The organism is Nocardia alba NBRC 108234 (assembly GCF_001612665.1).
GTDB lineage: Bacteria > Actinomycetota > Actinomycetes > Mycobacteriales > Mycobacteriaceae > Nocardia > Nocardia alba.
This window is the reverse complement of record NZ_BDAX01000009.1, coordinates 311654-335894: the sequence shown is the minus strand read 5'-3', so window position 1 is coordinate 335894 and position 24241 is coordinate 311654. Positions and strand designations below refer to the sequence as shown.

Sequence of the window (24241 nt, the reverse complement as noted above, 5' to 3'; positions counted from 1 at the left end):
ACATTGATCGGCTACTGTCCAGAATGCTGGTTAACCCATTCGCGTAAATAGAGAATGTCATTACCCTGATGATCGGCCCGTCGCGTAGCAGGGGCCGCACGAACGGGGCTCCCGAGCCTGGTTCGCCGACACCGGGTACCGGTTGCCACGGGTGCCCACCCGAAAGGCGGCGCGATGCGCTTTGCGATGACCTATCCGATGACCAGCCATCCGTGTGACCCCGGGCTGGCTTCGGGAGCCGGGGTCGCCGCGGTGGCCGTCGCGGCCGAGGCCGCGGGTTTCCACGCGCTCGGCTTCACCGATCACCCCGCGCCCTCGCAGCGCTGGCTCGACGCGGGCGGACACGACGCGCTCGACCCCTTCGTCGCCATGGGGTTCGCCGCCGCCCACACCACGACACTGCGGCTGATCCCGAATATCGTTGTGCTGCCGTACCGCAACCCGTTCCTAGTTGCGAAGGCGGGTGCCACGCTGGATCGCCTCTCCGGCGGGCGGTTCACCCTGGCCATCGGTACGGGATACCTCAAGCGCGAATTCGCCGCTCTCGGAGTCGATTACGACGAACGCAAGGACCTCGTCGACGAGGGGCTCGCGGTGATTCGGGCGATCTGGACCGGCGACGATGTCTCCTTCGAGGGCAGGCATTTCAGTGCGCACGGCATCACCGCGCACCCGAGACCGGCGACCGCGCCGCCGATCTGGATCGGTGGGAATACCGGCGCCGCTCGGGCGCGGGTGGTCACCCACGGCGACGGCTGGTGTCCGTTCGCCGCGCCCGCTGTCCTCGCCCAGACGGCAGGCACCACCTCCATGACCTCGAACGATGCCCTCGTGCGTGGTATCGACGATCTGCGCAGACGCTGCGACGCCGCGGGACGCGACTGGACCGCGCTCGATATCAGTTTCACCAATTTCGCCGGTGGCAGACCCGGTGAAGCTGGATTCGACGCCGACGGCTATCTCGGCGGGCTGGAGGCGCTCGCGGCGATCGGTGTCACCTGGGTGCAGGTCCCGATGCTCGGACTCGGTGTCGAGCAGTTGGTCGAACAACTCGACCGTTTCCGTGCAGATGTCATCGACGTCTACGACCAGTGAGGAATGCCGATGGTTCTGCGTCGTGACGCCGCGTCGCTCGAAGGACACACGGCCGTGGTCACCGGCGGCGGCTCGGGAATCGGGCACGCGATCGCGCTGGCGTTCGCCGAATACGGTGCGCGGGTGGCGGTGTGGGAGAAGGACGGGGACCGGGCGCGCACGACGGCGGGCCTGGTAGATGGTCTGGCCTGTGTCACCGATGTCCGCGACGAGGGCCAGGTCGATGCCGCGATGCGTGCCACGGTCGAAAACCTGGGCGTGCCAACAATTTTGGTGAACAACGCGGGCGGGACGTTCCGGTCCGCGCTGCTGGAGACCACCGTGAAGGGCTGGGACGCGTTGATCCGGTCCAACCTCACCCACGTGCTGCTGTGTACTCAGCGCGTCGCCGCGGCGATGGTCGAGGCCGAGCGCGGCGGCTCGATCATCAATGTCAGCACGATCGAGGCTGTCCGGGCCGCCCCCGGCTACGCGGCCTACGCCGCGGCCAAAGCGGGGGTCGTCAACTTCACCAAGACCGCGGCCTTGGAGCTGGCTCCGCACGGGATCCGCGTCAATGGAATCGCTCCCGATGTCATTGCCACCGAGGGCATTCTGAACATGGCGCCGGAAGGTTTCGAGGAGCGGACGAGCCGGATGATCCCGATGAGCCGGATCGGCCATGCCGACGAGGCGGCGGGCGTGGCGGTCTTCCTGGCCTCCGCGCTCGGCTCCTATGTGACCGGTCAAACCATCCACGTGGACGGGGGTACCGCCGCGGCGGGCGGTTGGTATCACCATCCAGCGGACGAACGGTACGTCCTCGGACCGAGCGCGTGAGCGTCCGCGCCGCTGCGGGCTCGTGGGTGAGTGAGCTCTAGTCCGGCTGGAGGGCGCGGACTGCGGGGGCGACCCAGGTGGTGAGGTAGGCGCGCAGGTCGGGGCCGCGGCGCGGGGGGCGGCCGGGGTCGAGGATGAAGGATTGGACGATGCGGAGCATGTGTTCGACCAGTTCGTCGAGGCGGGTGCTGTCGATGCCCGCTTCGGTCCAGTCCACGGCGAAACGTTCGAGGATGGAACGGCCGAAGGTGCGGGCGGCGTCGGAGGTGACGCCCGCGGAGAAGGTGCCCGCGCGGCCGGGGGTCAGCAGCAGGCTGAGGTAGCGGTCTTCGTGGAGGCGTTCGAGGGTGTAGGCGATGCCTTCGACCACCGCGTCGGCCGGGTCGCGGATCTGGTCGAGGTGGGCGGCGAGGACGTCGAGGAACCGGCCTGCCTCGGTGAGCGCGGTGGCGGCCAGCAGCGCGTCGCTGTTGGCGAAGTAGCGGTAGACGGTCTGGCGGGTGACGCCGAGTTCGCGGGCGATCTCGGCCATCGTGAACTCCCCGCCCGAGCGACCGATGGCGGTGCGCGCGGCGGCGAGGATGCGCTCGATCGCCTCCTCGTCATCGACCGGGGTGGTGCCCGACCAGCCGTGCGTGCGCATCCCTCTCCTCGTGTCGATTTCGACAGACCCTAGCGGGCGTGGTCGGTTCGTGGGTTTCTCCCCCGGAATCGAGACCATACACATTGAGATTTATGTATGGTCTGCTCATGACGACACTGAATCCAGGTCTCACCGACGACCTGACCCGCCGCGCCCTGCGCCTGGTGCTCGACAAGACCACCGACATGGCCGAGTCGACCCTGCGCGTGCCGCTGCACTACTACCGCGACGCGAAGATCACCGAGGTCGAGGAGTCGCAGATCCTGCGCCGCACGCCGCTGGCCGTGATGCCGAGCGCGCGGATCCCCGAGCCCAACGACTACGTCGTGCGTTCGGTTCTCGGCGACTCGCTACTGGTGACTCGCGACCGATCCGGCCAGGCACACGTGTTCCTGAACTACTGCAGACACCGCGGCGCCCAGCCCGCGTGCGGATCGGGCAACGCCACCCGCTTCACCTGCCCGTACCACGCCTGGACCTACCGCAACACCGGCGAACTGGCCGGCGTGCCGGGCAAGGCGGGCTTCACCGGCATGCGCCGCGAGGACTACGGGCTGGTCGAACTCCCGAGCCAGGAACGGCACGGCTTCATCTGGGCGGTGCTCTCGGCCGAGGGCTCCATCGACATCGACGCGCACCTCGGTGCGATGGGACCTGAACTGGCCCAACTGGATTATGCCTCCTACGGCTACCACGACGACCGCGAGTTCGTCTCCGAGGTGAGCTGGAAGGGGGCGCTGGAGGCCTTCGCGGAGAGCTATCACTTTCCCTTCGTGCACGGCGAGAGCGTGATCGGGCAGAACACCGTCGCCGACACCTCCACCCACGACGAATTCGGCCGCCACCACAGAATGGGCTTTCCGTTCAACTGGATCACCGGCCTCGACACCGACCCCACCGGCACCTGGGATCCGCTGATGAACATGGGCGTCATCTACTGGATCTATCCCAACCTGATCCTGGCCAACAGCCCCGTCGGCGTCGAAGTCCTCGACATGCTGCCCGCCGGTGCCCCGACCCGCTGCACGGTCCGCCACAGCTGGATGGCCAAGATCCCCGCGACCACCGACGAACAACGCGCCGTCTACGACCAGATCTACTCCCAGGTCCACGCCGCCGTCCGCGACGAGGACTTCGCCATGCTCCCGCAATGCGGCGAAGGGGTGCGCCACGGCCAGCACGACCACATGCTCATCGGCCGCAACGAGATCGGCGTCCAACACATGATCAAGACCTTCGCCGCCGAGTTGGGGGTCGCTCTGGGCTGAGCGTGCCGATCCGGGTCGGAACACAACACCCTGGCTGCCTCGATCGCAGGCGGCAGTCATCACGGGACCGGCTCGTCAGGCGGGCGTCCATGGATTGATGACGGGCAGGCCCATCGGCTCGAAATCCTTCACATTGCGAGTCACCATGGTCATGCCGTATGCGTCTGCTGTTGCCGCGATCATCGCATCGCGCTCGGGCCGTGGGTCTGGGACGTGTAGCCGTGCCGCGCGTCGACCGACTGCGAGGTCGAGGGGCAGGATTCGATTCGCGAACACGTCCAATAGATCGTCTTCGAGCCAGGTGCGAAGCCGACTGCCCTGAGCTGAGTCGCGCCGTTCGATGCGGCAGATACCGACCTCGACCTCCATGATCGTGATGACGCTCAGGAACAAGTCGGATGGCCGTCGTTGCGCCACCCATGAGCGCACCGCTGGGTTCACTGACTGTGGGGACTTGCGCAACTCGCTGATGACATTGGTGTCGAGGAGGAAAGTCACAGGTCGGCGACCTTCAGGTTCACCTGCAGCGGCGCGGGCTCGAACTCGATGTCGTCGTCCATGCTCAGCCGGGAAACGAGATCCAGGCTATCGGCCTTCAATCGTCGGTACTCGTCGATGGAGAGGAGCACGAAAGCGTCCTCGCCCCGATCTGTGATCACGACAGGCCCTTCGGCCGCAGCCCGTTTAGCGGCGCTGACATCCTGGTTGAACTCCCGAGCGCTCATTGAAGACATCGCAACCCCTTCTTATGTAGGTACGTACCTACGATACGCCGAGTGGGGTCGTGCCGGCGACGGCCCTGCTGTTCCGGGGAGCCGACGGGGTTCGGTTGTCATCGATCTGCAACCCGTTCACCCGTGCGTGGCCTGGATACGCCATGCTTGTCCCGTGGTTATCGCGTCTGATGTCGTTCCCGTGCGTGGCAGTGAGTACTCGGTTCTGTTGCGTCGCGTCCGGGCGGCGGATCTGCTCGACCGGCGAGTGGGGTATTACGGGTGGAAGAGTGCGCTGACCGCGGTGGCCTTCGTTGGCGGGTGGGTGGCGTTCTTCGTCATCGGTGACTCGTGGTGGACGCTGCCGGTGGCGGCGTTCCTGGCCGCGGTGTTCTCGCAGATCGCGTTCCTCGGCCACGATGCCGGGCACAAGCAGATCTTCGCCGGGCGCCGGGCCAACTATCTGTACGGGCTGATCGCGGGCAACCTCGCGATCGGGCTGAGTATCGGCTGGTGGACCAGCAACCACAACCGCCATCACGCGCACCCCAACACCGAGGGCATGGACCCGGACGCGATGGGTGTGCTGGCGTTCCACGCCGACCGCGCGCGGGCCGGAAAGGGTTGGCGGCGATTCATCTTCCGCTACCAGGCGTGGCTGTTCTTCCCGCTGCTGCTGCTCGAGGGCGGCAGCCTGCACTGGAAGAGCATCGTCGCGGTGTTCCGCTGGCCGATCCCGAACCGTGTCTGGGAGGGTGCGCTGCTGGCGGCCCACTTCATCGGCTTGCTCTCGGCGGCGTTCCTGGTGTTGTCGCCGGGTAAGGCGTTGGTGTTCATCGCCGTCCAGCAGGGGCTGTTCGGTCTGTACATGGGCTCCACCTTCGCCCCCAACCACAAGGGGATGGAGGTGCTGCCCGACGGCGACAACACCGACTTCCTGCGTCGCCAGGTGCTCACCTCGCGCAATGTGCGCGGCAGCTTCCTCATCGACACCGCGATGGGCGGCCTGAACTACCAGATCGAGCACCACCTGTTCCCGTCGATGCCGCGCGCCAACCTCCGCCTCGCCCAGCCCATGGTCGCCCAGTTCTGCGCCGAGATCGACGTTCCCTACTGCGAGACCAGCCTGTTCGAGTCGTACCGCCAGGCGATGGCGGCCCTCAACGAAGTCGGCCGCCAGACGGTCCGCTGACGCCGACTCACCGACCGCCTCTACGACGACCGCTTCCACCACGAGCGGGTTCCCAGCCCCAGCGGCGTCGTGCACCACTTCTTCTGGCGTCGATAGGACGAGATCTCAGAGGCGGGGGTCGGTCGGTACGGACTCCATGGCGAGGATCGCGAACACCAATTCGTGGACGCGCCAGAGGGGTTCGCCGGTGGCGACGGCGTCGAGGGCGGCCAGGCCGAGGGTGTGTTCGCGCAGGGCGAGGGTGCGTTTGCGGCTGAGGGTTCGGTCGCGTAGGCGGGTGAGGTGGTCCGGGGCGGTGTAGTCGGGGCCGTAGATGATGCGCAGGTATTCGCGGCCTCGGCACTTGATGCCGGGCTGGACGAGTTTGCCGTTGGCACGATGGGCGAGTCCGGCGTAGGGCTTGATGACCATGCCCTCGCCGCCTGCCGCGGTCAGTTCGAGCCACCAGGCGGTGGCTTCGGCCTCGGCAGCGGGGTCGGACAGGTCGACGATGCGGCGGCCGGTGCGGCGGAAGGTCGCCGGGTCGGCGGCGACCAATCGGTCGCTGATGTCGAGATGCCAGCCGTGGTGGCGGTCGGCGTAGCTGGTGCCCTCGGCGGCGAGGAGGGCGAACGGGGCCAGTTGCAGGCCGTCGAGTCCTGTTGTGGGCCAGCAGTATCGACGGTAGGCGGCCGTGAAACCGGCTGCGTTCTCGGTGCGGGCGGCGGTGCGGGCGCGGAGTTCGCCGAGATCGAGTCCACGGGCGAGTCCGGCGTCGAGTGCCGCGACCGCGGCGGGCAGAGCGGACCGTGCGGCGGCGCCCGCGGCCGCGTACTGGGTGCGGATCAGCCCGGCGGCCTTGGCCGACCAGGGCAGCAGTTCGCAGTCCAGGAGCAGCCAGTCCGACTCGAGTTCGTCGAAAAGCGGTGCGGCCGCCGCGCGGACGCGGTCGAGGAGGGTCTCGGTGAGCGTCGCGTCGGTGAAGAACGCCCGGCCGGTGCGGGTGTAGATCGCACCGGAGCCGTCGACCCCGAATCGGGCCGCCGCGCTGTCGCGGCACACGAGCACCACGGCCCGCGACCCCATGTGCTTCTCCTCGCACACCACCGTGTCCACCCCCGCCGCGCGATAGTCGGCGAACGCCTCGGTGGGGTACTCGAGATATCCCTCCACGGTCGAGGTCGACGGCGGGGACATCGTCGGCGGCAACCACAGCAGCAGCCGAGGATCGATCGCGAACCGGCTCATCACTTCCAGCGCCGCCGCCGAGTTCTCGGCATCGACGATCACCGTGCCGTACTCGGTCCGGACGTGCCTGCGTCCGGTGACATCGGTGAGGTCGAGAGTCTCGTTGTCGCGCGCGGATTCGGCGTCGGCGAGCGGCCGGATCGGCTCGTAGTACGTCCGCTCGGCCCGGACCGCGACGAAGGTCTTCTCGGGGTAGCGCAGCGCCGTCAGTTCGCCGCCGAACACCGCGCCGGTGTCGAGGCAGACGGTGTTGTTGATCCATTCCACCTTCGGCGTCGGCACGTGTCCGTAGACGACCATCGCCGCGCCGCGATAGTCGCGCGCCCACGGATAGCGCACCGGCAGGCCGTATTCGTCTGTCTCACCGGTGGATTCGCCGTAGAGGCAGAAGTCGCGAACACGCCCGGACGCCCGACCGTGGTAGGACTCCTTCAGTCCGGCGTGCGCGACCACGAGGCGCCCACCGTCCAACCGCAGGTGGCTGACGAGATCGTGGATCCACTGCGCCGCCGACTCGACGAATTCCGTTGTCTCGCTGCTCAATTGTTCGAGCGTCTCGGCGAGACCGTGCGAGACCGTGACGTTCTTGCCTCGCAGTTTCCTCAGCAGTTTCTGCTCGTGATTGCCCGGCACGCACAGCGCGTTGCCGCTCGCGGTCATCCCCATCACCAACCGCAGCACGCCTGGGGAATCGGGCCCACGGTCGACGAGGTCGCCGACGAAGACCGCTCGGCGTCCGCGCGGGTGCGCGGCATCGACAGCACGGCCGGCCTCGTCGCGGATCAGCGTCCACCCGAGTTCGCCCAGCAGCGTTTCCAATTCGGCCCGGCAGCCGTGGACATCGCCGATGATGTCGAACGGTCCCGTGAGTTCACGCCGGTCGTTCCAGGCCTTTTCATAGGTGATCGTCACCTCGGCCGGGTCACGAACGACGTGCACCTTGCGGAAACCCTCGCGACCGAGCTCACGCAGCGAACGTCGCAGGTCCTGGCTCTGCCGCTTCAGGACATTGCGCCCGAAGTCGCGATCGGCGCGGTTCTGCGTGCGTTCCCAGGCCACAGCCTCGGGCGTATCGATGACGATGGCGACCGGCAACACATCGAAAGACTTCGCCAGAGAAATCAATTCGGCCCGCGCGTGCTTCTGCACATTGGTGGCGTCGATGACGACGCGCCGTCCGGCGCGCAGCCGGATTCCGGCGATGTGGCCGAGCGCGTCGAAGGCGTCCTTGGTCGCGGACTGATCGTTCTCGTCGTCGGCGACCAGGCCGCGGAAGAAGTCCGACGACAGCACCTCGGTGGGCTTGAAGTGCTCGCGGGCGAAGGTGGATTTGCCGGAGCCGGAGATGCCGACGAGAGCGATGAGCGACAGCTCGGGAAGGTCGATATTCACTGCGCGCCTTCACGTTCGGGCCCGGACGCGATAGCGGAGGGTGACTCCGCGGGGTCGAGTACTGGCATCGGTGCGGCTTTGCGGAAGAGCGCGAGTTGAGTGGGGGAGCCGGTCCGCGGGTCGCACTCGCCCACCGGGCGCAGGTCGACGGTGTATCCGAAGGCCTGCGCGACACGGGTGGACCAGGCGGCGAATTCCGCACGGGTCCACTCGAATCGGTGGTCGTCGTGGCGGTGCCCGTCAAGGGTCTCGTAGTGCACGTTGTATTCCACGTTCGGGGTCGTCACGATGACCGCGCCGGGTGCGGCATGCCCGAAGACGGCGCGTTCGAGCGCGGGCAACCGCGACTCGTCGACGTGTTCGATCACCTCCATGAGCACCGCCGCGTCGAAGCCGCGCAGTCGGCTGTCGTGGTAGGTCAGTGCCGACTGGATGAGCGTGATCCTGGCCCGCTGCCGGTCCGACATCCGGTCGAACTTCAAGCGCCGCTGCGCCATCGACAGCGCCGCGCTGGACACGTCGGCGCCGACGATCTCGGTGAACCTGGCCTCGGCTTGCAGTGCGAGCAGCAAAGCGCCTGGGCCACAACCGAGGTCGAGCACCCGCGCCGCGCCGGTCTCGGCGAGCGCGGCCAGGACCGCCGTCTTGCGCAACTGCACCAGGGGCGTGCGCCGCTCCGCGGCTTCGACGCGTTCGACCGCGTCCACGGGGATCTCGGTATCGTCGACCACCTCGTCCGCCGCGCGCAGCTGTTCCAGTGCGGACAGTGTGAGGGTCCGTCGTCCGGCCAGATAGCGTCGCGCGATCAGTTCGCGGTCGGGGTGCGCGCCGAGCCAGCCCTCGCCCGCGCGCAACAGCTTGTCGACCTCGTCGGCGTCCACCCAGTAGTGCTTGGCGTCATCGAGCACCGGCAACAGCACATAGAGGTGGTTCAGTGCCTCGGCCAGTCGCAGCGTCCCGGTCAGGCGCAGGTGGGTGTAGGGCGAAGCGCCCCATTCCGGGAACTGTGGATCGAGGGGCGTCGACGTGGTCGACACTGTCCAGCCCAGCGGTGCGAACAGCCGCTCGACGATCTCGGTTCCGCCCCGACACGGCACGGCGGGCACGTCGATCTCCAGCGGAATCGCGGTGCGCGCCAACTCCTGCCGGTCTCGGCTGGCCCCGTTCAGCGCCGACCGGAACACCTTGCCCATGGCCACCGACAGCAGGCTCGACGCCACGTACGGCCGGTCGTTCACATAGCGGCCGAGTGCGGATCCGTTGTGTCCCTTGCTCGGTCGCGCCAGCTCCACCGGGTCGACCTCGAGCAGCAGCGCCACGGTGCAGCGGTCGACGTCGGCCTGCGGATAGAACACATGGGCCGTGCCGCCGGTGGTCGTGAACGACTGCACGCGGTCGGGGTGTTTGACCACGAGGTAGCCGAGGTCTGTCGCCGGCACGTGAGTCGTGGAGATCGTCAAGAGCACTTGATGATCCTGTCACGGACCGCCAGCGATTTTCAGATCATCGGCAGTCGTCCGACGCGGGCAGGACAGGGTGTGGAATCCGCACCCTAGGGTGCAGATTTCGTTGAATCGCCTAACGACCGTATGGAGGGCCCCGATGAAGGCTGCATAGACGCGCTACAGCGCGCAAGGGGACACAGAATCGAGGAACCATGAAGAACACAGTTCGGCTGGGCGCGCTCATCGCCGTCGCCGCGGCGCTGGTCACCGGCTGCACCGACGAGAGTGGTGCAGGGACGACCACATCGACCTCCCGCGCGGCGGCCGCAGCATCGACCACCCGCGCTCCCGCGCCGGGTACCCAGAATCCGGGGTCCCCCGCGCCGGTGGAGACCGCGGCGCCCCAGCCCGGCGCCACCGTCGCGCCGGAGCCCGAAACACCGCCGGTCACACAAGCTCCTACGTCGGCACCCGGTACCACCTCGCCCGCCCCCGCGGACAACATCAGCGGACCGGGCCGCTGCATCGACCCGGCCTCGACCGGTGTGCAGAATGCCCTCGCGAGCCTGCAGGGCAGCTGGGTGGCCGGGCAGGCCTCGAGTGATCAGCCGGGTAGCTGTGGTCAGCTGTTATATGTGCGCGCCATCGGCGGCAACTCCGCGGGCGCTCCGATCCACATCTTGTTCTTCCGCAACGGAAAGTACCTGGGCACCGGCACTTCCGAGCCGTACGCCTTCACCACCGTGGTCGGGTCGAGCAACAACGCGGTCACCGTCGACTACCGCTGGCTCGCCGGTGACGAACCCTTCGCCGCGCCGCAGGGCGGCCCCGCGACGATCACCTATTCGTGGAACGGTTCGAAGGTGGTGATGGGCGGCACGCTGCCGACCGAAGTCACCCAGCCGCACCGCTGATCCGATCTCGGACGCTCCGGGTAACCGGGTTCAGTTGTCCGGGTGCAGCACCAGCACCGTGATCTCGCTGGGGGCGAAAACCCGAAGCTGGGGACCCCAGAAGCCGGTGCCGCGGCTGGTGTAGAGCTGGGTGTCGTTCGCGTGCCTGCTCAGGCCCGCGACCACCGGCTGGTCCAGCCGGACGAGGTAGTGGAAGGGCCAGATCTGCCCGCCGTGGGTGTGGCCGGAGATCTGCAGCGCGACGCCCGCCGCCGCGCTGTCGGCGATCTGCTTGGGCTGGTGGGCCAGCAGGACCACCGGGAGCGACGGGTCGGCGCCCGCGAGCGCGGCGGGCAGATCAGGGCCGTGACCGGGCAGTCCGACACCGGTCGGGTCGTCGATGCCCGCGATCACGAGCCGGTCGCCGTCGCGGGTGAGAACGCTGTGCTGGTTGTGCAGCGGCTGCCAGCCGAGCGAGGCCATGTAGTCGATCCAGCCCTGCGCGTCACCGAAGTACTCGTGATTGCCGGTGATGTAGAACCGGCCGAGCGGCGCCTCGACCTTGCCGAGCGGATCGACCTGAGCCTGACGTTTCACAACCGAACCATCGGCGAGATCACCGGCGTGGCAAGCGATATCGGGCCGCTGCGCGTTGACCACCTCGACCACCCGCTCGGACCAGCGGCGCCGATTCAGCGCCGCGTAGTGGGTGTCGGTGACGACCACGACACGCAACCCGTCCAGGCCCTGCGCGAGCCCACGAATCGCGACGTCGACCGTGCGGACGCGGGGCACCCGACGCGCCTCGTACACACCCCACCCGACCAGGACCGCCGAGGTGAGCAGGACCCCCGCCGCCACGATCCGCGCGCCGTCGACCCCGCCGACGGCCAGCGCGCCCCGGACGAACAGGCCGATGACCGACCAGGAGAACACCACCCATACGACCCCGAGCAGAGTGTCGCCGACGATCACCGCCGGATCGGACTGCGCGGGCCCGTGCCCGAGGAACATCGTGAGCGGCAGGCACACCAGGGCGGCCACGGCGATCGCCGTCCCGATCCAGAACAGCGTTCCGACGCCACCGGTCGGCGCCGAGACCAACGTCCACCAGGGCAGCCCGAACAGCAGGGCGAGGACCAGCGACAACATCATCAGGCGTACGGCGAGCTTCACGGCGGTCCCGTTCTGGGCAGGGCGGCCTGCGCGGCCACGAATCGACCTCCCAGCCTAGCGCCCCGTTCGCACCGCCCCGCACCGAGAATCCGCAGTTCGCAGCGGGCGCGCGAAGCGGATTGCCCCGCTTCATAATTCGCGGTACCCCGGGGATCGCCGGGCGCGCTATGCTGCCCGACAGGCCCCGCGCGCAGGTGTAGTACCGCGGCGGGTCGAGTGGGGAAAGCGGCCAGGCCGCACAGATGGGAAGGTCAGAACACCGATCATGCGTGGGGTAAACAGAGTTCTTCGGCGGGTGATGGTGGGCGCCGTCGTGGCGGTGCTGCCGTTCGGCGTCACGGTCGCGCCCGCGGCCGCCGACGCGGACCCGTCCGCGATCGACTTCCGGGTGCAAACCTCGATGGGGGAGATCAACACCAGGATCATCCGCGCGGCCGACGGCAACACCGATCGGGTGGTCTACCTGCTCGACGGCGAACGCGCCGAGGACGACCTGAACGGCTGGGAGAAGCACACCACCATCCCGGCGCAGATAGCGAAGTTCAACATCAACGTGGTGATGCCGGTCGGCGGGCAGTCCAGCTTCTACGCCGACTGGGACCAGCCGAGCAATTTCTTCGGTACCAACCCGGACGGGTCGCTGCTGCCGAGCGCGGACTCGGGTTCGGCGATCGGCGGCTGGGAGGACACCCAGGGTAAGACCAACACCTACCAGTGGGAGACCTTCATCTCCAAGACCCTCCCGGAGGCGATGAAGTCCCGGCTCGGTTTCAGCTCGACCCGCAACGGGGTGGTGGGGCTGTCCAGCGGTGGTGGCGCGGCGTTGTTGATGGCGGCCTACTACCCGGAGCAGTTCACCTACGCGGGTTCGCTGTCGGGCTACCTGCACATGTCGATGCCCGGCATGCGCGAGGCGCTCGGCGGCGCGATGATCGCCAGCGGTGGGTACAACATCGAGGCGATGGCGCCCGCGGGCAGCGAGAAGTGGAAGCGGATGGACCCCTACGGGTTCGTCGAGAAGCTGATCGCCAACAACACCCGCCTCTATGTCTCCGCCGGTAGCGCCAAGCCCGCCGATCAGGATCTGTCCTCGGTGGACGCGATCACCCAGGGCATGCCGCTGGAGGCGATCGCCCTTGCCAATACCCGCTCGTTCGAAAAGCGGGTGACCGCACTGGGTTACCAGAACGTCAGCTACGACTTCCCCGACATCGGAATCCACAACTGGGGCACCTGGGAGCAGGTCGCCATCCGGCTGATGCCCGATATGGCGCGCAATATCGGCAAGCCGCTGCCCGCGGGCGCGACCCCGCCTCCGGGTGGCGCACCGCCCGCGGGCGGACCACCGGCCGGTGGCGCACCCGCCGGTGGCGAGCCGCCGAAGTAGCCTCTACCGCAACTGAAACCGCCGCTCCCCGTTCGGGGGAGCGGCGGTTTCGTGTTTTCGTCCGAAGGTCAGCTGGTCTTGATCGGGGGCTCGGTCGTCAAGCCCCAGCGGTTCTCGGTGCGGACGGTGATATCGGCCGGTGGCGCGGCGACGGTGCGGGTGAGGCGCTGGAGTTCGCCCCAGTCGCGGGTCCAGTCGTCGGCCAGGTAGGCGGGGATGGTGCGTGCCTGCATGAGCATGCCGGTCCAGCCGAGGGGGCCGCCGCCGGTGTCACCCTGCCAGGTCTCGGAAACCTGGGCATTGAGCTTGTCGGGCTGGATGCGCCAGATCGGCATCTCGGCGACGCCGTCGCGGTGATCGAATGGGCGCTGGCACGGGAAGGCCAGTCCCACATGCCAATCCGCCAGCACCGGGTCGGAACTGCCGACGACAGTGGTCAGACTCGACAGTTTCGGCAGGCGTGGCGGGGTGATCGCGAGCCACTGCATGGGATCGGGCTCGGCCGGGTCGGCGACCAGGCGAACAGCGGTGGTGCCCGGGGGAATTCGGTCCAGCGCCACCGGAAGGTTTCGCCAGCCCGGAGCGCCGCCCACCGTCGGCGGGGTCACCTCGCCCAGCGCGGTGGTGGTTCCGTCCTCGGTGCGGCGAGCGAACTCCACCCGCAACCGCCGGCCCGGCATGCGTGAGCCATCGGGCGCGGTGGACTCGATGCGACCGGCCACCGTCAGGATCAACACCCGATACGCCGGATTCCGCTGTGCGGCGGCGAGATCCATCCGGTACCACTGCGTCGTCAGTCGCGTCGGCTGTGGTTCGCCGGTCGAGTAGCTACCGAGCACCGGTGTGCGTTCCGGGGCGAGCCCGAACGGCAAGGACACCGTGCTCCCGTTCACACCGGCCACCGCGGGCCCCGACACGCCCGGCGGACCCGCCTGCGGTCCGCTCGGCGGTGCTCCGGGGGAACCGCCTGGTGCTGAGCCGTTCGCCGCAGTGCCCGGCGCCCCGGATGTGCCACCCGGGGCGATACCCCCACCGGGTGCTGCGCCGCTGGGGCCTGCGCCGCTGGGGCCTGCGCCGCTGGGCGGGCCTCCGCTTAGACCGGAGCCGCCGGGGCCGGAGCCGCCGGGACCACCGCCGCCGGGGCCAGGGCCGGAACCTGAAGGCGGGGCGGAGGATTGACCGGGTCCGGGGTCGGGGGTGAGGCTGCCGACGCCGTTCGGCGTGAAGCCGGAGTTCTCGGCGGCCAGCCCGTCGGCTACGGGACCGCTGTACGGGGTGAGCAACGAGTCGGCGGTATTCGTCTCGACGAGAACGTCATCGGCCATCGCGCACCGATCACCCCCCAACGCGCGCAGATTCGACAGCCCGACCGAATACGCCGGGTACTGCGATATAGCCGCCGCCGCGAGCGAACCCACCTCGAACAGCACCATCGCCGCCGCCGCGACGGTCAGCGGCGCGATAGTCGCGACCTTGCGAGTGGGTCGGCCACGGCCACCGGATCTCTGCCGGACGCCGGGGCGTTCGAGTACGCGACTCGTGCCCGAACCTGCTGGACCTGCGGCATCGCCATCGGTTCCGTCCTCGCCGGTGCCGCCATCGTGAGCGCTCGGGTTGCCCTCACGCAGGTCATCGGCATAGTTCAGCGCGGTGGACGAGGTCTCGATGCCCGCGCGGTAGTACTGGACCAGGGCCGTGAGCAGGGTCGCGGCCGCAGCCACGAGGAACAGGGTCGACAACTCGACGCCGCCGAGAGCGGGGGCGCGGTCGGGCCACGGGACTCCGTAGCCGGAGACGTACCACCAACCATTCGACCCGGTGAAACTCACGGCGAGCAGGAACAGGACGGCGGCGGCGAACAGGGTGCGCAGGTGGCCGCGACCGACGCGGATCAACGCCACCGCCGTGATCGCGGCGAGTGCGGCCGCCAGGCCCGCGTAGACGCCGAAGTGATGGGTCCATTTGGTGGGGGTGAACATCATCAGCAGCAGAGCCATGAAGACGACGGCGAGGATTCTGGTCACCGGGCCACGCGCGGTGGCCGGGACGCGACCGCGGCGCAGGGTCGCGACGATGCCGACCGCGAGGCACAGCAGCATGGCCAGGACGCCGAAGCGGCGGGCCAGCGAGCCGTCGGGGTTGACCGACAGCAGCGAATCCCAGCGGGTGCGTTCCTCGAACCAGGACATGTCGGGGCCGACGAGCTGGCGCACCCGGGTGGCTTCGAGGACGGTCGAGAGGGTCTGGTCGGCGAAGACGACGACCAGCACGAGAGTGCCCGCGGCGATGATCGGGGCGAGGAGCGCGGCGTAGCGCAGGATTACGGCGCCGCGTTCCGTGGTGGCACGGGCGATGATCGTGCGGAGCACCGGTCGTGAACCGGCCAATAGCGCTGCCACGCAGATCAATCCGGTGGGACCGGCCGCCAGGGAGAAGGCCGCGACGAGCACCGCGACGGCGGCGGGCAGCAGGCGGCGGGTGGCGATCGCTCGTTCCATCGAGCACCAGGTGAGGAGCGCGCCGACCGCGATCAGGGGTTCCGGTCGCAGGCCGTTGTTGTAGGGCAGCCAGATCGACAGGAACACCAGGGCCGCTGTCCAGCGCGCCGCCCGGCTCGCCCGCACGCCCGAACCCAGGCGTGGCAACACTTCTCGGCTGAGCACCAGCCAGCACACGAACCCGGCGAGCAACGCGGGCAGGCGCATCCAGATCCCGGCTTCGCTGACCCGGGTCAGCTGGGCGAGCACCTCATACGGCCACCCGAACGGCGCCTCGGCCACCTGGAACCAGCGGTAGTAGTTGGCGGTGTAGCCGGCTTCTTTCGACGCGCGCGCCATCGTCAGGATGTAGCCGTCGTCAGAACTGTTGGCGCCGAGCACATGCCAGATGGCCAAGGTGCCCGCGACCACCGCGTCGAGACCGGTGAACCGCCACCAGCGGGCGGGCAGAACGCGCCGCGTCCGGCGTCCGTCGCGAATGTCGCCGCGGTGCAGGCAGATCAACGCGAGCAGCGCGCTCAGTACCGCACCGATGATCGCCGCCAGCTTCCAGCCGCTGGGACTCGACGAGAACCGCGCATCGATCTCGGCGTGCAGCCGGGCGTCTCCCATCCGACCGCGATCCAACTCGGTGAAGACCCCAACGACCTGTGGCCGTACATCGGCGTGCACGGTCGTCTTCATCGGCGATCCGTCGGCCCGCGTCATGCCCGTGAGTTCGGCGGTCGTGCTCGAACCGGTGGAAACCACGGTCAGCGCGCCACATCGAGCATCTCGGGCGGTCTCGGGCACAGCTGCGCCATTCGAACCGGTCGACGATCCGGTAGCCGATGGTCCGTTCGGCGACGGGGGAGGACTGCCAGGAGTGGGCGCGCCGTTGGGTGGGGTGCTGCCGGCGGGTGGTGCCCCACCGGGTGGGGCGCTGGCGAGTGGTGCTCCGTTGGGAGGGGTGCTGCCGATGGCCGGTGCACCACTGGGTGCGGCGCCGGCGGAGGGAGGCGCACCGTTGGGGAGGGTGCTGCCGGGGGGAGGTGCCCCGTTGGATGGTGTGCTGCCGGGGGGTGGTGTGCCACTGGGTTCGGTGCCGGCGAGGGGTGGTGCAATGCCAGGAGGCGGGCTGGCCGGAGAGCCGGCACCTGTGGGGCCCGTGGGCTGGTTCGCGCCGGTGCGTGGCGGACCGTTCCGGCCTTCGGTGGTTGAGCCGGGCGGACCGTCCAGCGCGGGATCGGTGCCCGCGATATCGGCGATCGGCGCGCTCAACAGCAGCTTGTCGCGCAGCACCACCGACACCGTGCGACCGGTGCCCGGCCGATCCTCGATGCGCGCGACCAGACCCTTCGAGCCCGCGCGCGGGGCCTGCGCGGGGACGGTGGCCAGGACTGTCCCGCCGGTCATATCGCGCAGCGCCGTACACGGAATGCTCACGTCCAGCGACAACGGCACGTAGTCCACGAGCGGTGCGCTCAGTTGCATCGACTGCGGCTGCGGCCAATCCAGACTCGCGCGCTGCTGCTGAACCGGGAGCAACGGAGTCGCCACCGCCAGCACCACACTCAGCGCCCCCGCCGCGATCCCGACTTTCTGAACTCGGCCGAAGCCGGAAGAATCTCCACCCACAAACGACGATGCTAGCCATGGTCGCCGGGTGGTCGTGACCTCAGCGCGGGCGACGCAGTTCGGTGACGGCGATCCGGGCCGCCTCGCCGATCGCGGCGTCGACCACCGGCAGCGTCGGATCCGCGCGGGCGGCACGGGTGAAGACCGCTACCGCGACCGGTGTTTCGCCGGGGAATTCGATGACGGCGACTTCGTTGCGGATCACCCCGATGGTGCCGGTCTTCCCGGCGACGAGCACGCCGCGATGGGGGAATCCGGCGGCGACGCGATGCGGCCAGATCTGCTTGCCCATCACCGTGCGGGCGAACGCGGTGCTCGCGGTGGACACGATGTCGCCCGACCAGAGCCGCCACAGGAACCGGGTCATCTCCTCGGGCGTGGTCGCGCTGGCGTAGGAGGGATCGTAGGCGGACACGGTCCACGCCTCGTCGTTGTCGGCCAGGGCCGCGAAAGCCTCTGCGGTGCTGTGGGTATCGGTATCACGGACCAGGCTGCGGTGCTGGTCGGCCGTGCCGCCGACGATGCGGGTGTCCGTCAGCGCGAGTTCGCGCAGGAGTTCGCCCACCGCGGCGAGGCCGACCTCGCCGAGCAGGACATCGGCGGCGGCGTTGTCGGACACGGTCATCATCGACGTCGCCAGATCGCGTCGGCTCAGTGTGACCGGATCATGCAGTGCCGCAAGGCCGGTCGGGCCCGGGGTGCAGTCGGCGGGGTCGATGGTGAGTCGGCCCGCGGGGTCGATCAGGCCGTGGTCGACCTGTCGCAAGAAGGTCGCCAGCAGCAGCAGTTTGTAGACCGACGCGATCACCACCCGCTCACGCCCGCCGACGCAGACCTCGCCGGCGGACCCATCGCAGCGGCGGGCGTGCAACCAACCGACGCAGCCCGCGTCGGCGAAGACGGCACGGATCCGCGCGCTCGCCGATTCCGAGACGCCGGCACCGCCATGGCCGGGGACGCTCGATCGGGGCGCGGCGTCGGTCGAGCTGAGCCGGTTCGCCTCGGCGCGCAGGTCGGGCGACGCCGCGTCGAACACGCTCATCGCAGTCGCTCGCGGTACAACACCCGATCCAGCGCATCGGCGAGCGCACCCGCGTCCACTCGGCGAATCACCCTCACCCGCACGGCGATCGACTGCGGTGCCAGCGTGAGCCACGCCACCCCGGGCGTCGGGGTCGGCGAGGTGGCGGTGACGCCGAAACTCGTGCCCGCAGCGACGGCCGCCAGCACCGCCCGGTCGTCGGGAGCCGCCAGCGGCGGTGCGTCGAGTCCACGTTCGCGCAGCAGGTCGACGATGCTGTCGAAGGCGGGCGGGTTCGCGGCGCGCGGTGGATGCGCGAAATGCAGTCCGGCGAGCATCGGGAAGGTCGGTCGTTCGGCGGTGGTGGTGCGGTGCTCGGCAGGCACCACCAACCAGCGCGGCAATTTCAGCACCGGTCCGGCTTCCACCCCGTCGACCAGCGCCGGATGTTCGATCACCGCCACATCGCAGACGCCGGCACGCACCCCGGCGACGAGATCGACGGTCGAGGCCAGCGTGGTCGCCACGCTGCCGCCCGCGGCGCGCAAGCCGGTGACACAGGCGGCGACCAGCCGATCGGGCAGCGCGCTCGTCGCGGCGAACCGCACCGTGCCGCGCAGCTGCGCGATCCGCTGTGATTCGGCGAGCAATCGGTCGGCGTCGTCGACGAGTAGCCGGGCACGCGGCAGCAGCTGCTTGCCCGCGGTGGTGAGCAGCGCCCCCTGGCTGGTGCGGCGGATGAGTTCGACGTCGAGGTGTTGTTCGAGGCGGCGCAACCCCTGCGACAGGGGAGGTTGGGTCATGTCGAGTGCCGCTGCTGCCCGCCCGAAATGGCCCTCGTCCGCGACAGAGACGAAGAACCGGAGGTGGCGGATCAGATCCATATCGGCCATTGAACCAGCGCGCTCGCCGCGACTCGGTCGATCCGCTTCGACGACCTGGTGGTGGTCGGCCTACCCTGTCACCTTACCGCCGCCGACCTGCGGTGATATCAGGTGCGACTCGTCCAGCCCGCTGTCCGATATTGGCCCCGAGGCGGTCGGCGATGATTGCGTACACCGGTGACTTCCTCCACCCCGACGCCCCGCTTGCGCACCCGGATCGCCGCTGTCGCGCTGGCGATCTCGACCGTGACGTTCACCGCCTGCTCGAGCGGCGACGCCGAATCGGCGCCCAGCACTTCGGCCACCGCGCCTGCCTCCGCGACATTCGCCGATCTGGAGTCGAAATACGGTGCCCGACTCGGACTCTCGGTGCTCGACACAGGCAGCGGGGCGGCCTTGGCCTACCGGGCGGACGAACGCTTCCCGATGGCCTCGACCTTCAAGGGCTTGGCGTGTGGCGCTCTCCTCCAGGCGCATCCGCTGTCCACCGGCTATTTCGATCAGGTCATCCGCTACACCCCGGCCGACCTCGTCGTGAACTCGTCGGAGACGGGGAAACACCTCGACACCGGGATGACCGTCGCCGCGCTGTGCGATGCGGCGATCACCCTGTCCGACAACACCGCGGGCAACATGTTGCTCCGATTGCTCGGCGGCCCAGCGGGATTCACCGCGTTCCTACGCACTCTCGGCGACCCGGTGTCGCGCCTTGACCGCTGGGAGCCCGAGCTCAACACCGCGATCCCCGGCGACGAACGCGACACCACGACCGCCGCCGCGCTGGTCGCGAACTACCGCGCCCTCGTCGTCGGGACCGCCCTCCCGGAACCCGAACGCGCCCAGCTCGCCACGTGGCTGAAGGCGAGCAAGACCGGCGCCACACGCATCAAGGCAGGTCTGCCCGCGGACTGGATCGTCGGCGACAAGACCGGCAGCCCCGCCTACGGCTCGGCCCTGGATGTCGCCGTCGCCTGGCCGCCCAACCGGGCCCCGCTGGTTCTCGCCGTGCTCACCACCAAACCGAAGCGCGATGCCGAACCCGCCAACGACCTCGTGGCGGAGGCGACTGAAGTCGCTGTAGCCCAGCTCGACTGATATCGGCCGTCGGTGCGCTGGCCTGGGCTTCGCGGCCGGGGAATGCCTGGTCGATCGGCCGCCGGGGCAGGCGTTAGCTCCATCGCGGTGTCAGTGTGATCGCCTAGAATAGCTCGAACGGGGATGCGCACTGCCTTCCGGAAACGGCCCCGCCGGGCCGACTTGTTACTTCTCGATGAGCGGAACCCAGTGACGAATTCTTCGCGACGCACGGCGGTGAGGGCTCCGCGTGAGGCCGCCGCGAGCGGTCGGTCGCCCGCCGGGCCCAGCGAATCGCGCCTCGCCCGCACGTCTTTCGGTATGCCGTGGTCACGGCGCTGACGGTGCGACTACGGTGGCTCGCCGCGCTCATCGCCGCCGTGGTCGCGCTGGCGCTGGTGGCCTTCGGTGCGCGCGATACCGAGACCTCGTGGTCGAGTGCCTGGACGACCGCCGTCCAGTATCCGGTGTATCAGAACTGGTCCGCGATGGGTTTCGCCGATCAGACTGTGCGACAGGTGTTCCGCCTGTCGGTGGAGGGGCCGCAGGTCCGGATTCGGTTGTCGAATCGGTTCGGCGAGTATCCGCTGCCGGTGTCGGGGGCGACGGTGGCCGCCAGTGCGGGCGGAGCGACGGTCGTTCCCGAATCGGTGCGGGGGCTGCGCGTCGGCGGGCAGTCCAGCTTCGAGATCGCGCCGGGGGCCGAAGTGATCAGCGACGCGGTGCGCACCGTGGGGGCCTCGGTCGCGGTCACGCTCTACTTCGACCGGCCCACCGGCCCCGCGACCCAGCACGGGCAGTCGCTGGCCACCAGCTACCGCGCGCAGGGCGACCACGCCGCCGACCCGTCGGCGGCACCGTTCACCGAAACCTCGCAGTCCTGGTACTACGTGGCGTCCATCGAGACACTGCGGTCGAGCACGGGCGATGTCACCGTGGCCTTCGGTGACTCGATCACCGACGGCTACCGCTCCACGCTCGACGCCGACCTGCGCTACCCCGACCAACTCGCGCGGGTGGGCTACCGAGGCCCGGTGGTCAACGCGGGCATCAGCGGCAACAGGCTGCTCACCGACTCGACAGTGCTCGGCGACAGTGCGCTGGCCCGGTTTCGCCGCGACGTCCTCGACCAACCCGGCGTCGGTACCGTCGTCGTCCTGATCGGGATCAACGACATCGGCCTGTCGGGCAGCGCGGGCCCGGACGGGGTCGTCTTCCCGCCGGTGTCGACCGGCCAGCTCATCACCGGGTTCGAAGCGCTGATCGCACAGGCGCGCGCGGCGGGTGTGCGCATCGTCGGCGCGACCATCCTGCCGTTCGCCGGTTCCGCGTACTTCTCGCCCGAGCGGGAGCGATTGCGCACCGAGGTGAACACTTGGATTCGACACGCGGGCGCCTTCGACACGATGGTCGACCTCGAACAGGCGTTGGCCACACCCGGTGACCGCAGTCGTCTGGCCGCCGCGTTCGACAGCGGTGATCACCTGCATCCCAATGATTTCGGCTATCGAGCGATGGCAGCGGTCATCGCACCGGCTCTCGCCACCTGATCGCGGGTTCGCGCACCTGTCGTGACCAGGTCGAACACTGACCCGTACCCGAACGGTCGGTGAATCCTGCTCGGTCGAGTGGCAGGTAGGGCGGGGGCTCGATATGCTCGACTCCGAATTTCGGAACAGGCTGCCTTGCTGCGTGTTTGGTCGACCACTGAAGGCAGGGGGCCTGTGAGTACTGCGGACGTAGTGCCGACGGCGCAGACAGTAGTAGCCGCGCCGAAGGCAGCCGGTGACGGCGCCGGATCGGTAGTGCTCGGTGCGGGCCTGGCGGTGGTGGCGATCGCGGTCGTGACCGCGGTGTTCACGCCGCAGACCATCGGCATCCCGGTGCTCGCCGCAGCGGTCGCCGCAGCGCTGATCGGCTGCCCCGCAGTGTGGTTCGCGCTGAGTCAGCGAAAGCAGGCCCGCGTGAGTCTGGCCGCCGCCGAGCAGGCCGAACAGCAACTGGCCGCCACCGTGGCCGAGGCGAGCGCGCGCCTGACCCAGGCCGACGAACACGCCGCCGCGTACGCGTGGGAAGCCCAGGACAACTCTCGCCGGGGTTCGGCGGCACTGGCCGCCTTCGCCGGCGCGGCCGGCCGCATCCAGGCGATGACCACCTCGATGCTGGCCGAACTGCGGGAGATGGAACACCGCCACGCCGACCCGCGCGTGCTCACCGACCTGCTCCACATCGACCACCGCACCGCTCAGGCGGGACGCCTGGCCGACAGCATCGCGGTCCTGTCCGGCGCGCGCACCGGCCGCCGCTGGGCGAAACCGATTGCGATGGAATCGATTCTGCGCGGCGCGATGGGCCGTGTCGCGGGCTATCAGCGCGTACGACTGCGCGCGATCGCCGAGGTCGGCATCGCCGGGCACGCCGCCGAAGGCGTGATGCACACACTGGCCGAACTCCTCGACAACGCCTGCAACTTCTCCCCGCCCACCACCGAGGTGCACGTCTACGCCGCGGAAGTACCCGCGGGCGTGGTGATCACGATCGAGGACAGCGGTCTGATCATGAGCGATTCCGCGCTGCGTCGCGCCGAAGCCGCCGTTTCCGGACGTGATCATCAGGGCAAGGGTGTCGACCTTGCCTCGCTGTCGGGTACCCGGCTCGGGCTCGCGGTGGTGGGACATCTGGCGCGCAAACACGAACTCACCGTGTCGTATCGGCCGTCGGCGATCGGTGGCACCGCGGTCGTCGTCGTCATCCCGCGCGAGCTCACCGCACGTGCCGAACGCCGCGGTCGCCCTGCCGTGGCGGCGCCGCGCTTCGCCGAACCCGCCACGCTGAGTCAGTTCGACAGCCCGATTCCGCGCAGAACCGACACCGGCACCATGGATTTCAGCGAGTCCGCCGGCCAGCACGCACGACCGGGGAACGACGACGCGGTCGCGAGCTCGCCCACGCTGCCGAAGCGGCGCAGGGGCGACACCCTGGCCCAGGTCCACCCCGGCGGACTCACCGCCGAACCCGCCGCCGCCGCGCCACCGGCCAAGCCCACCGCCCTCGGTGCTTTTCAGCGCTCCGCGCCGGGCCGCACCATCCCACGTCACGAATCGGGTAGCGGCGTCGCGGCTCCCGACCCCATGGAGGACCGATGACCACCACTGCCACCACGAACCTCGCCTGGCTGCTCGAGAAACTGCTCGCCCGCACCCCGCGCGCCAGGCACGCCCTGCTGCTGTCCGGTGACGGACTCAAGATTTGCCACACACCGGAACTCGATGTGGACCGCGCCGATCAGCTGGCCGCCATCGCCGCCGGATTCCAGAGCCTGGCGCACGGGGCTTCCGTCGAGTTCGGTGACGGGCGTGGCGGAGTTCGCCAGTCGATGACCGAGTTCTACGGCGGCATTCTGTTCGTGGTCGAGGCGGGGCGCGGCGCGCACCTTGCGGTGGTCGCCGCCGAGGACGCCGACGCCGGTCTGGTCGGCCACACGATGCACGAGCTGGTCGAACAGCTCGGCGAGCATATGGCTGCCCAGCCCAGACGCGGAGCGATCGAGTGACCAGGGCAGGTCGCGACGACGATCCCGACCGGTTCTATACGCTGACCGGCGGCCGCGCCCCCGTGACCGAGGAATTCGACCTGGTCACCCTGGTGGTCAGCGAGTCCGCGCCCACCGCGGGCATGCCGTCGGAACAGGCCGCCGTCCTCGATATCTGCCGGTCGCCGACCGCGGTGGTGGAGATCGCGGCCGAGCTGCACCTGCCCGTCGGGGTGGTCACGGTCGTGCTCTCGGACCTGCTCGCCGCAGGCAAGATCACGGTGCGCCCACCGCTGTCGGCGGCGATGTCGCTGGACGCTTCCACCCTCGAGAAGGTGCTCGTTGGACTTCGCAAGCTCTGAGAA

General features: G+C 69.2%; 20 protein-coding genes. 11 read left to right on the top strand and 9 right to left on the bottom strand.

Features of this window, described 5'->3' with window-relative positions; all coding sequences use genetic code 11:
- The first annotated feature begins 174 nt into the window (after positions 1-174).
- The gene (locus tag NA12_RS12115) at positions 175-1095 is read left to right on the top strand and encodes an LLM class F420-dependent oxidoreductase (protein ID WP_067449368.1); all 921 of its coding nucleotides are present in this window, start codon (positions 175-177) and stop codon (positions 1093-1095) included.
- 9 nt (positions 1096-1104) lie between these two features.
- Positions 1105-1914, top strand: coding sequence for an SDR family NAD(P)-dependent oxidoreductase (locus tag NA12_RS12110; protein ID WP_067449527.1), 810 nt, complete (start codon positions 1105-1107; stop codon positions 1912-1914).
- A 37-nt stretch (positions 1915-1951) separates the two neighbouring features.
- Here the strand turns inward: NA12_RS12110 and NA12_RS12105 are convergent, their stop codons facing one another.
- Complete coding sequence (locus tag NA12_RS12105; RefSeq protein ID WP_067449365.1) at positions 1952-2557, bottom strand: TetR/AcrR family transcriptional regulator; 606 nt, start codon at positions 2555-2557, stop codon at positions 1952-1954.
- Positions 2558-2664: 107 nt separating this feature from the next.
- Between NA12_RS12105 and NA12_RS12100 the strand changes: the two genes are divergently transcribed.
- Complete coding sequence (locus NA12_RS12100; RefSeq protein WP_067449526.1) at positions 2665-3825, top strand: aromatic ring-hydroxylating oxygenase subunit alpha; 1161 nt, start codon at positions 2665-2667, stop codon at positions 3823-3825.
- A gap of 75 nt (positions 3826-3900) precedes the next feature.
- On the opposite strand, the gene NA12_RS12095 is transcribed toward NA12_RS12100, so the two are convergent.
- Together NA12_RS12095 and NA12_RS12090 are read right to left on the bottom strand one after the other, a co-directional pair.
- Positions 3901-4323: a type II toxin-antitoxin system VapC family toxin gene (locus tag NA12_RS12095; RefSeq protein WP_067449364.1), complete on the bottom strand. Its 423-nt coding sequence runs from the start codon at positions 4321-4323 to the stop codon at positions 3901-3903.
- The gene (locus NA12_RS12090; protein ID WP_067449362.1) at positions 4320-4559 is read right to left on the bottom strand and encodes a type II toxin-antitoxin system Phd/YefM family antitoxin; all 240 of its coding nucleotides are present in this window, start codon (positions 4557-4559) and stop codon (positions 4320-4322) included. The genes NA12_RS12095 and NA12_RS12090 overlap by 4 nt, the downstream gene beginning before the upstream one ends.
- Positions 4560-4713: 154 nt before the next feature.
- Here NA12_RS12090 and NA12_RS12085 point away from each other — a divergent pair, with 154 nt between their 5' ends.
- The gene (locus NA12_RS12085; RefSeq protein ID WP_067449525.1) at positions 4714-5730 is read left to right on the top strand and encodes a fatty acid desaturase family protein; all 1017 of its coding nucleotides are present in this window, start codon (positions 4714-4716) and stop codon (positions 5728-5730) included.
- Between the two features lie 105 nt (positions 5731-5835).
- Here the strand turns inward: NA12_RS12085 and NA12_RS12080 are convergent, their stop codons facing one another.
- Both NA12_RS12080 and NA12_RS12075 read right to left on the bottom strand, forming a co-directional pair.
- Positions 5836-8349, bottom strand: a complete 2514-nt coding sequence (locus NA12_RS12080; protein ID WP_067449360.1) for a polynucleotide kinase-phosphatase — start codon at positions 8347-8349, stop codon at positions 5836-5838.
- On the bottom strand, positions 8346-9815 hold the full coding sequence (locus NA12_RS12075) for a 3' terminal RNA ribose 2'-O-methyltransferase Hen1 (protein ID WP_067449358.1): 1470 nt from the start codon (positions 9813-9815) through the stop codon (positions 8346-8348). The genes NA12_RS12080 and NA12_RS12075 overlap by 4 nt, the downstream gene beginning before the upstream one ends.
- 191 nt (positions 9816-10006) lie before the next feature.
- Between NA12_RS12075 and NA12_RS12070 the strand changes: the two genes are divergently transcribed.
- Positions 10007-10708, top strand: coding sequence for an LppP/LprE family lipoprotein (locus tag NA12_RS12070; RefSeq protein ID WP_067449356.1), 702 nt, complete (start codon positions 10007-10009; stop codon positions 10706-10708).
- 30 nt (positions 10709-10738) lie between these two features.
- On the opposite strand, the gene NA12_RS12065 is transcribed toward NA12_RS12070, so the two are convergent.
- Entirely contained in the window at positions 10739-11863 is a 1125-nt protein-coding gene (locus tag NA12_RS12065; protein ID WP_307188347.1) for a metallophosphoesterase, read from the bottom strand.
- 265 nt (positions 11864-12128) lie between these two features.
- On the opposite strand from NA12_RS12065, the gene NA12_RS12060 reads away from it, so the two are divergent.
- Complete coding sequence (locus NA12_RS12060; protein ID WP_243654701.1) at positions 12129-13250, top strand: alpha/beta hydrolase; 1122 nt, start codon at positions 12129-12131, stop codon at positions 13248-13250.
- Positions 13251-13318: 68 nt separating this feature from the next.
- Here NA12_RS12060 and NA12_RS12055 read toward each other — a convergent pair whose 3' ends face one another.
- Genes NA12_RS12055 through NA12_RS12045 form a run of 3 tightly spaced genes read right to left on the bottom strand, consistent with a single transcriptional unit; the run spans position 13319 to position 19279 of the window.
- Positions 13319-17365, bottom strand: a complete 4047-nt coding sequence (locus NA12_RS12055) for an arabinosyltransferase domain-containing protein (protein ID WP_067449352.1) — start codon at positions 17363-17365, stop codon at positions 13319-13321.
- A gap of 40 nt (positions 17366-17405) precedes the next feature.
- Positions 17406-18407 carry a serine hydrolase gene (locus NA12_RS12050; RefSeq protein ID WP_084472706.1) on the bottom strand — a complete coding sequence of 334 codons (1002 nt, stop codon included), beginning with the start codon at positions 18405-18407 and terminating at the stop codon, positions 17406-17408.
- On the bottom strand, positions 18404-19279 hold the full coding sequence (locus NA12_RS12045) for a LysR family transcriptional regulator (protein WP_174551074.1): 876 nt from the start codon (positions 19277-19279) through the stop codon (positions 18404-18406). Before NA12_RS12045 ends, NA12_RS12050 begins: the two co-directional genes overlap by 4 nt.
- 168 nt (positions 19280-19447) lie before the next feature.
- Between NA12_RS12045 and bla the strand changes: the two genes are divergently transcribed.
- The 5 genes from bla (at position 19448) to NA12_RS12020 (ending at position 24238) form a co-directional block, all read left to right on the top strand.
- Positions 19448-20365, top strand: coding sequence for a class A beta-lactamase (gene bla / locus NA12_RS12040; protein WP_067449350.1), 918 nt, complete (start codon positions 19448-19450; stop codon positions 20363-20365).
- A 305-nt stretch (positions 20366-20670) separates the two neighbouring features.
- Positions 20671-21894, top strand: coding sequence for an SGNH/GDSL hydrolase family protein (locus tag NA12_RS12035; RefSeq protein ID WP_243654700.1), 1224 nt, complete (start codon positions 20671-20673; stop codon positions 21892-21894).
- 174 nt (positions 21895-22068) lie between these two features.
- Positions 22069-23490 (top strand): sensor histidine kinase, encoded by a 1422-nt coding sequence (locus tag NA12_RS12030; protein WP_243654699.1) that lies wholly within the window; start codon positions 22069-22071, stop codon positions 23488-23490.
- The gene (locus tag NA12_RS12025) at positions 23487-23897 is read left to right on the top strand and encodes a roadblock/LC7 domain-containing protein (RefSeq protein ID WP_067449346.1); all 411 of its coding nucleotides are present in this window, start codon (positions 23487-23489) and stop codon (positions 23895-23897) included. The genes NA12_RS12030 and NA12_RS12025 overlap by 4 nt, the downstream gene beginning before the upstream one ends.
- Positions 23894-24238 carry a DUF742 domain-containing protein gene (locus NA12_RS12020; protein ID WP_067449344.1) on the top strand — a complete coding sequence of 115 codons (345 nt, stop codon included), beginning with the start codon at positions 23894-23896 and terminating at the stop codon, positions 24236-24238. Before NA12_RS12025 ends, NA12_RS12020 begins: the two co-directional genes overlap by 4 nt.
- Positions 24239-24241 lie beyond the last annotated feature (3 nt).

Coding starts and splice junctions, on each gene's coding strand:
- NA12_RS12100 (WP_067449526.1), top strand. CDS start 2,665: ATGACGACACTGAATCCAGGTCTCACCGACGACCTGACCCGCCGCGCC.
- NA12_RS12070 (WP_067449356.1), top strand. CDS start 10,007: ATGAAGAACACAGTTCGGCTGGGCGCGCTCATCGCCGTCGCCGCGGCG.
- NA12_RS12115 (WP_067449368.1), top strand. CDS start 175: ATGCGCTTTGCGATGACCTATCCGATGACCAGCCATCCGTGTGACCCC.
- NA12_RS12060 (WP_243654701.1), top strand. CDS start 12,129: ATGCGTGGGGTAAACAGAGTTCTTCGGCGGGTGATGGTGGGCGCCGTC.
- NA12_RS12045 (WP_174551074.1), bottom strand. CDS start 19,279: ATGGCCGATATGGATCTGATCCGCCACCTCCGGTTCTTCGTCTCTGTC.
- NA12_RS12110 (WP_067449527.1), top strand. CDS start 1,105: ATGGTTCTGCGTCGTGACGCCGCGTCGCTCGAAGGACACACGGCCGTG.
- NA12_RS12090 (WP_067449362.1), bottom strand. CDS start 4,559: ATGTCTTCAATGAGCGCTCGGGAGTTCAACCAGGATGTCAGCGCCGCT.
- NA12_RS12050 (WP_084472706.1), bottom strand. CDS start 18,407: ATGAGCGTGTTCGACGCGGCGTCGCCCGACCTGCGCGCCGAGGCGAAC.
- NA12_RS12105 (WP_067449365.1), bottom strand. CDS start 2,557: ATGCGCACGCACGGCTGGTCGGGCACCACCCCGGTCGATGACGAGGAG.
- NA12_RS12025 (WP_067449346.1), top strand. CDS start 23,487: ATGACCACCACTGCCACCACGAACCTCGCCTGGCTGCTCGAGAAACTG.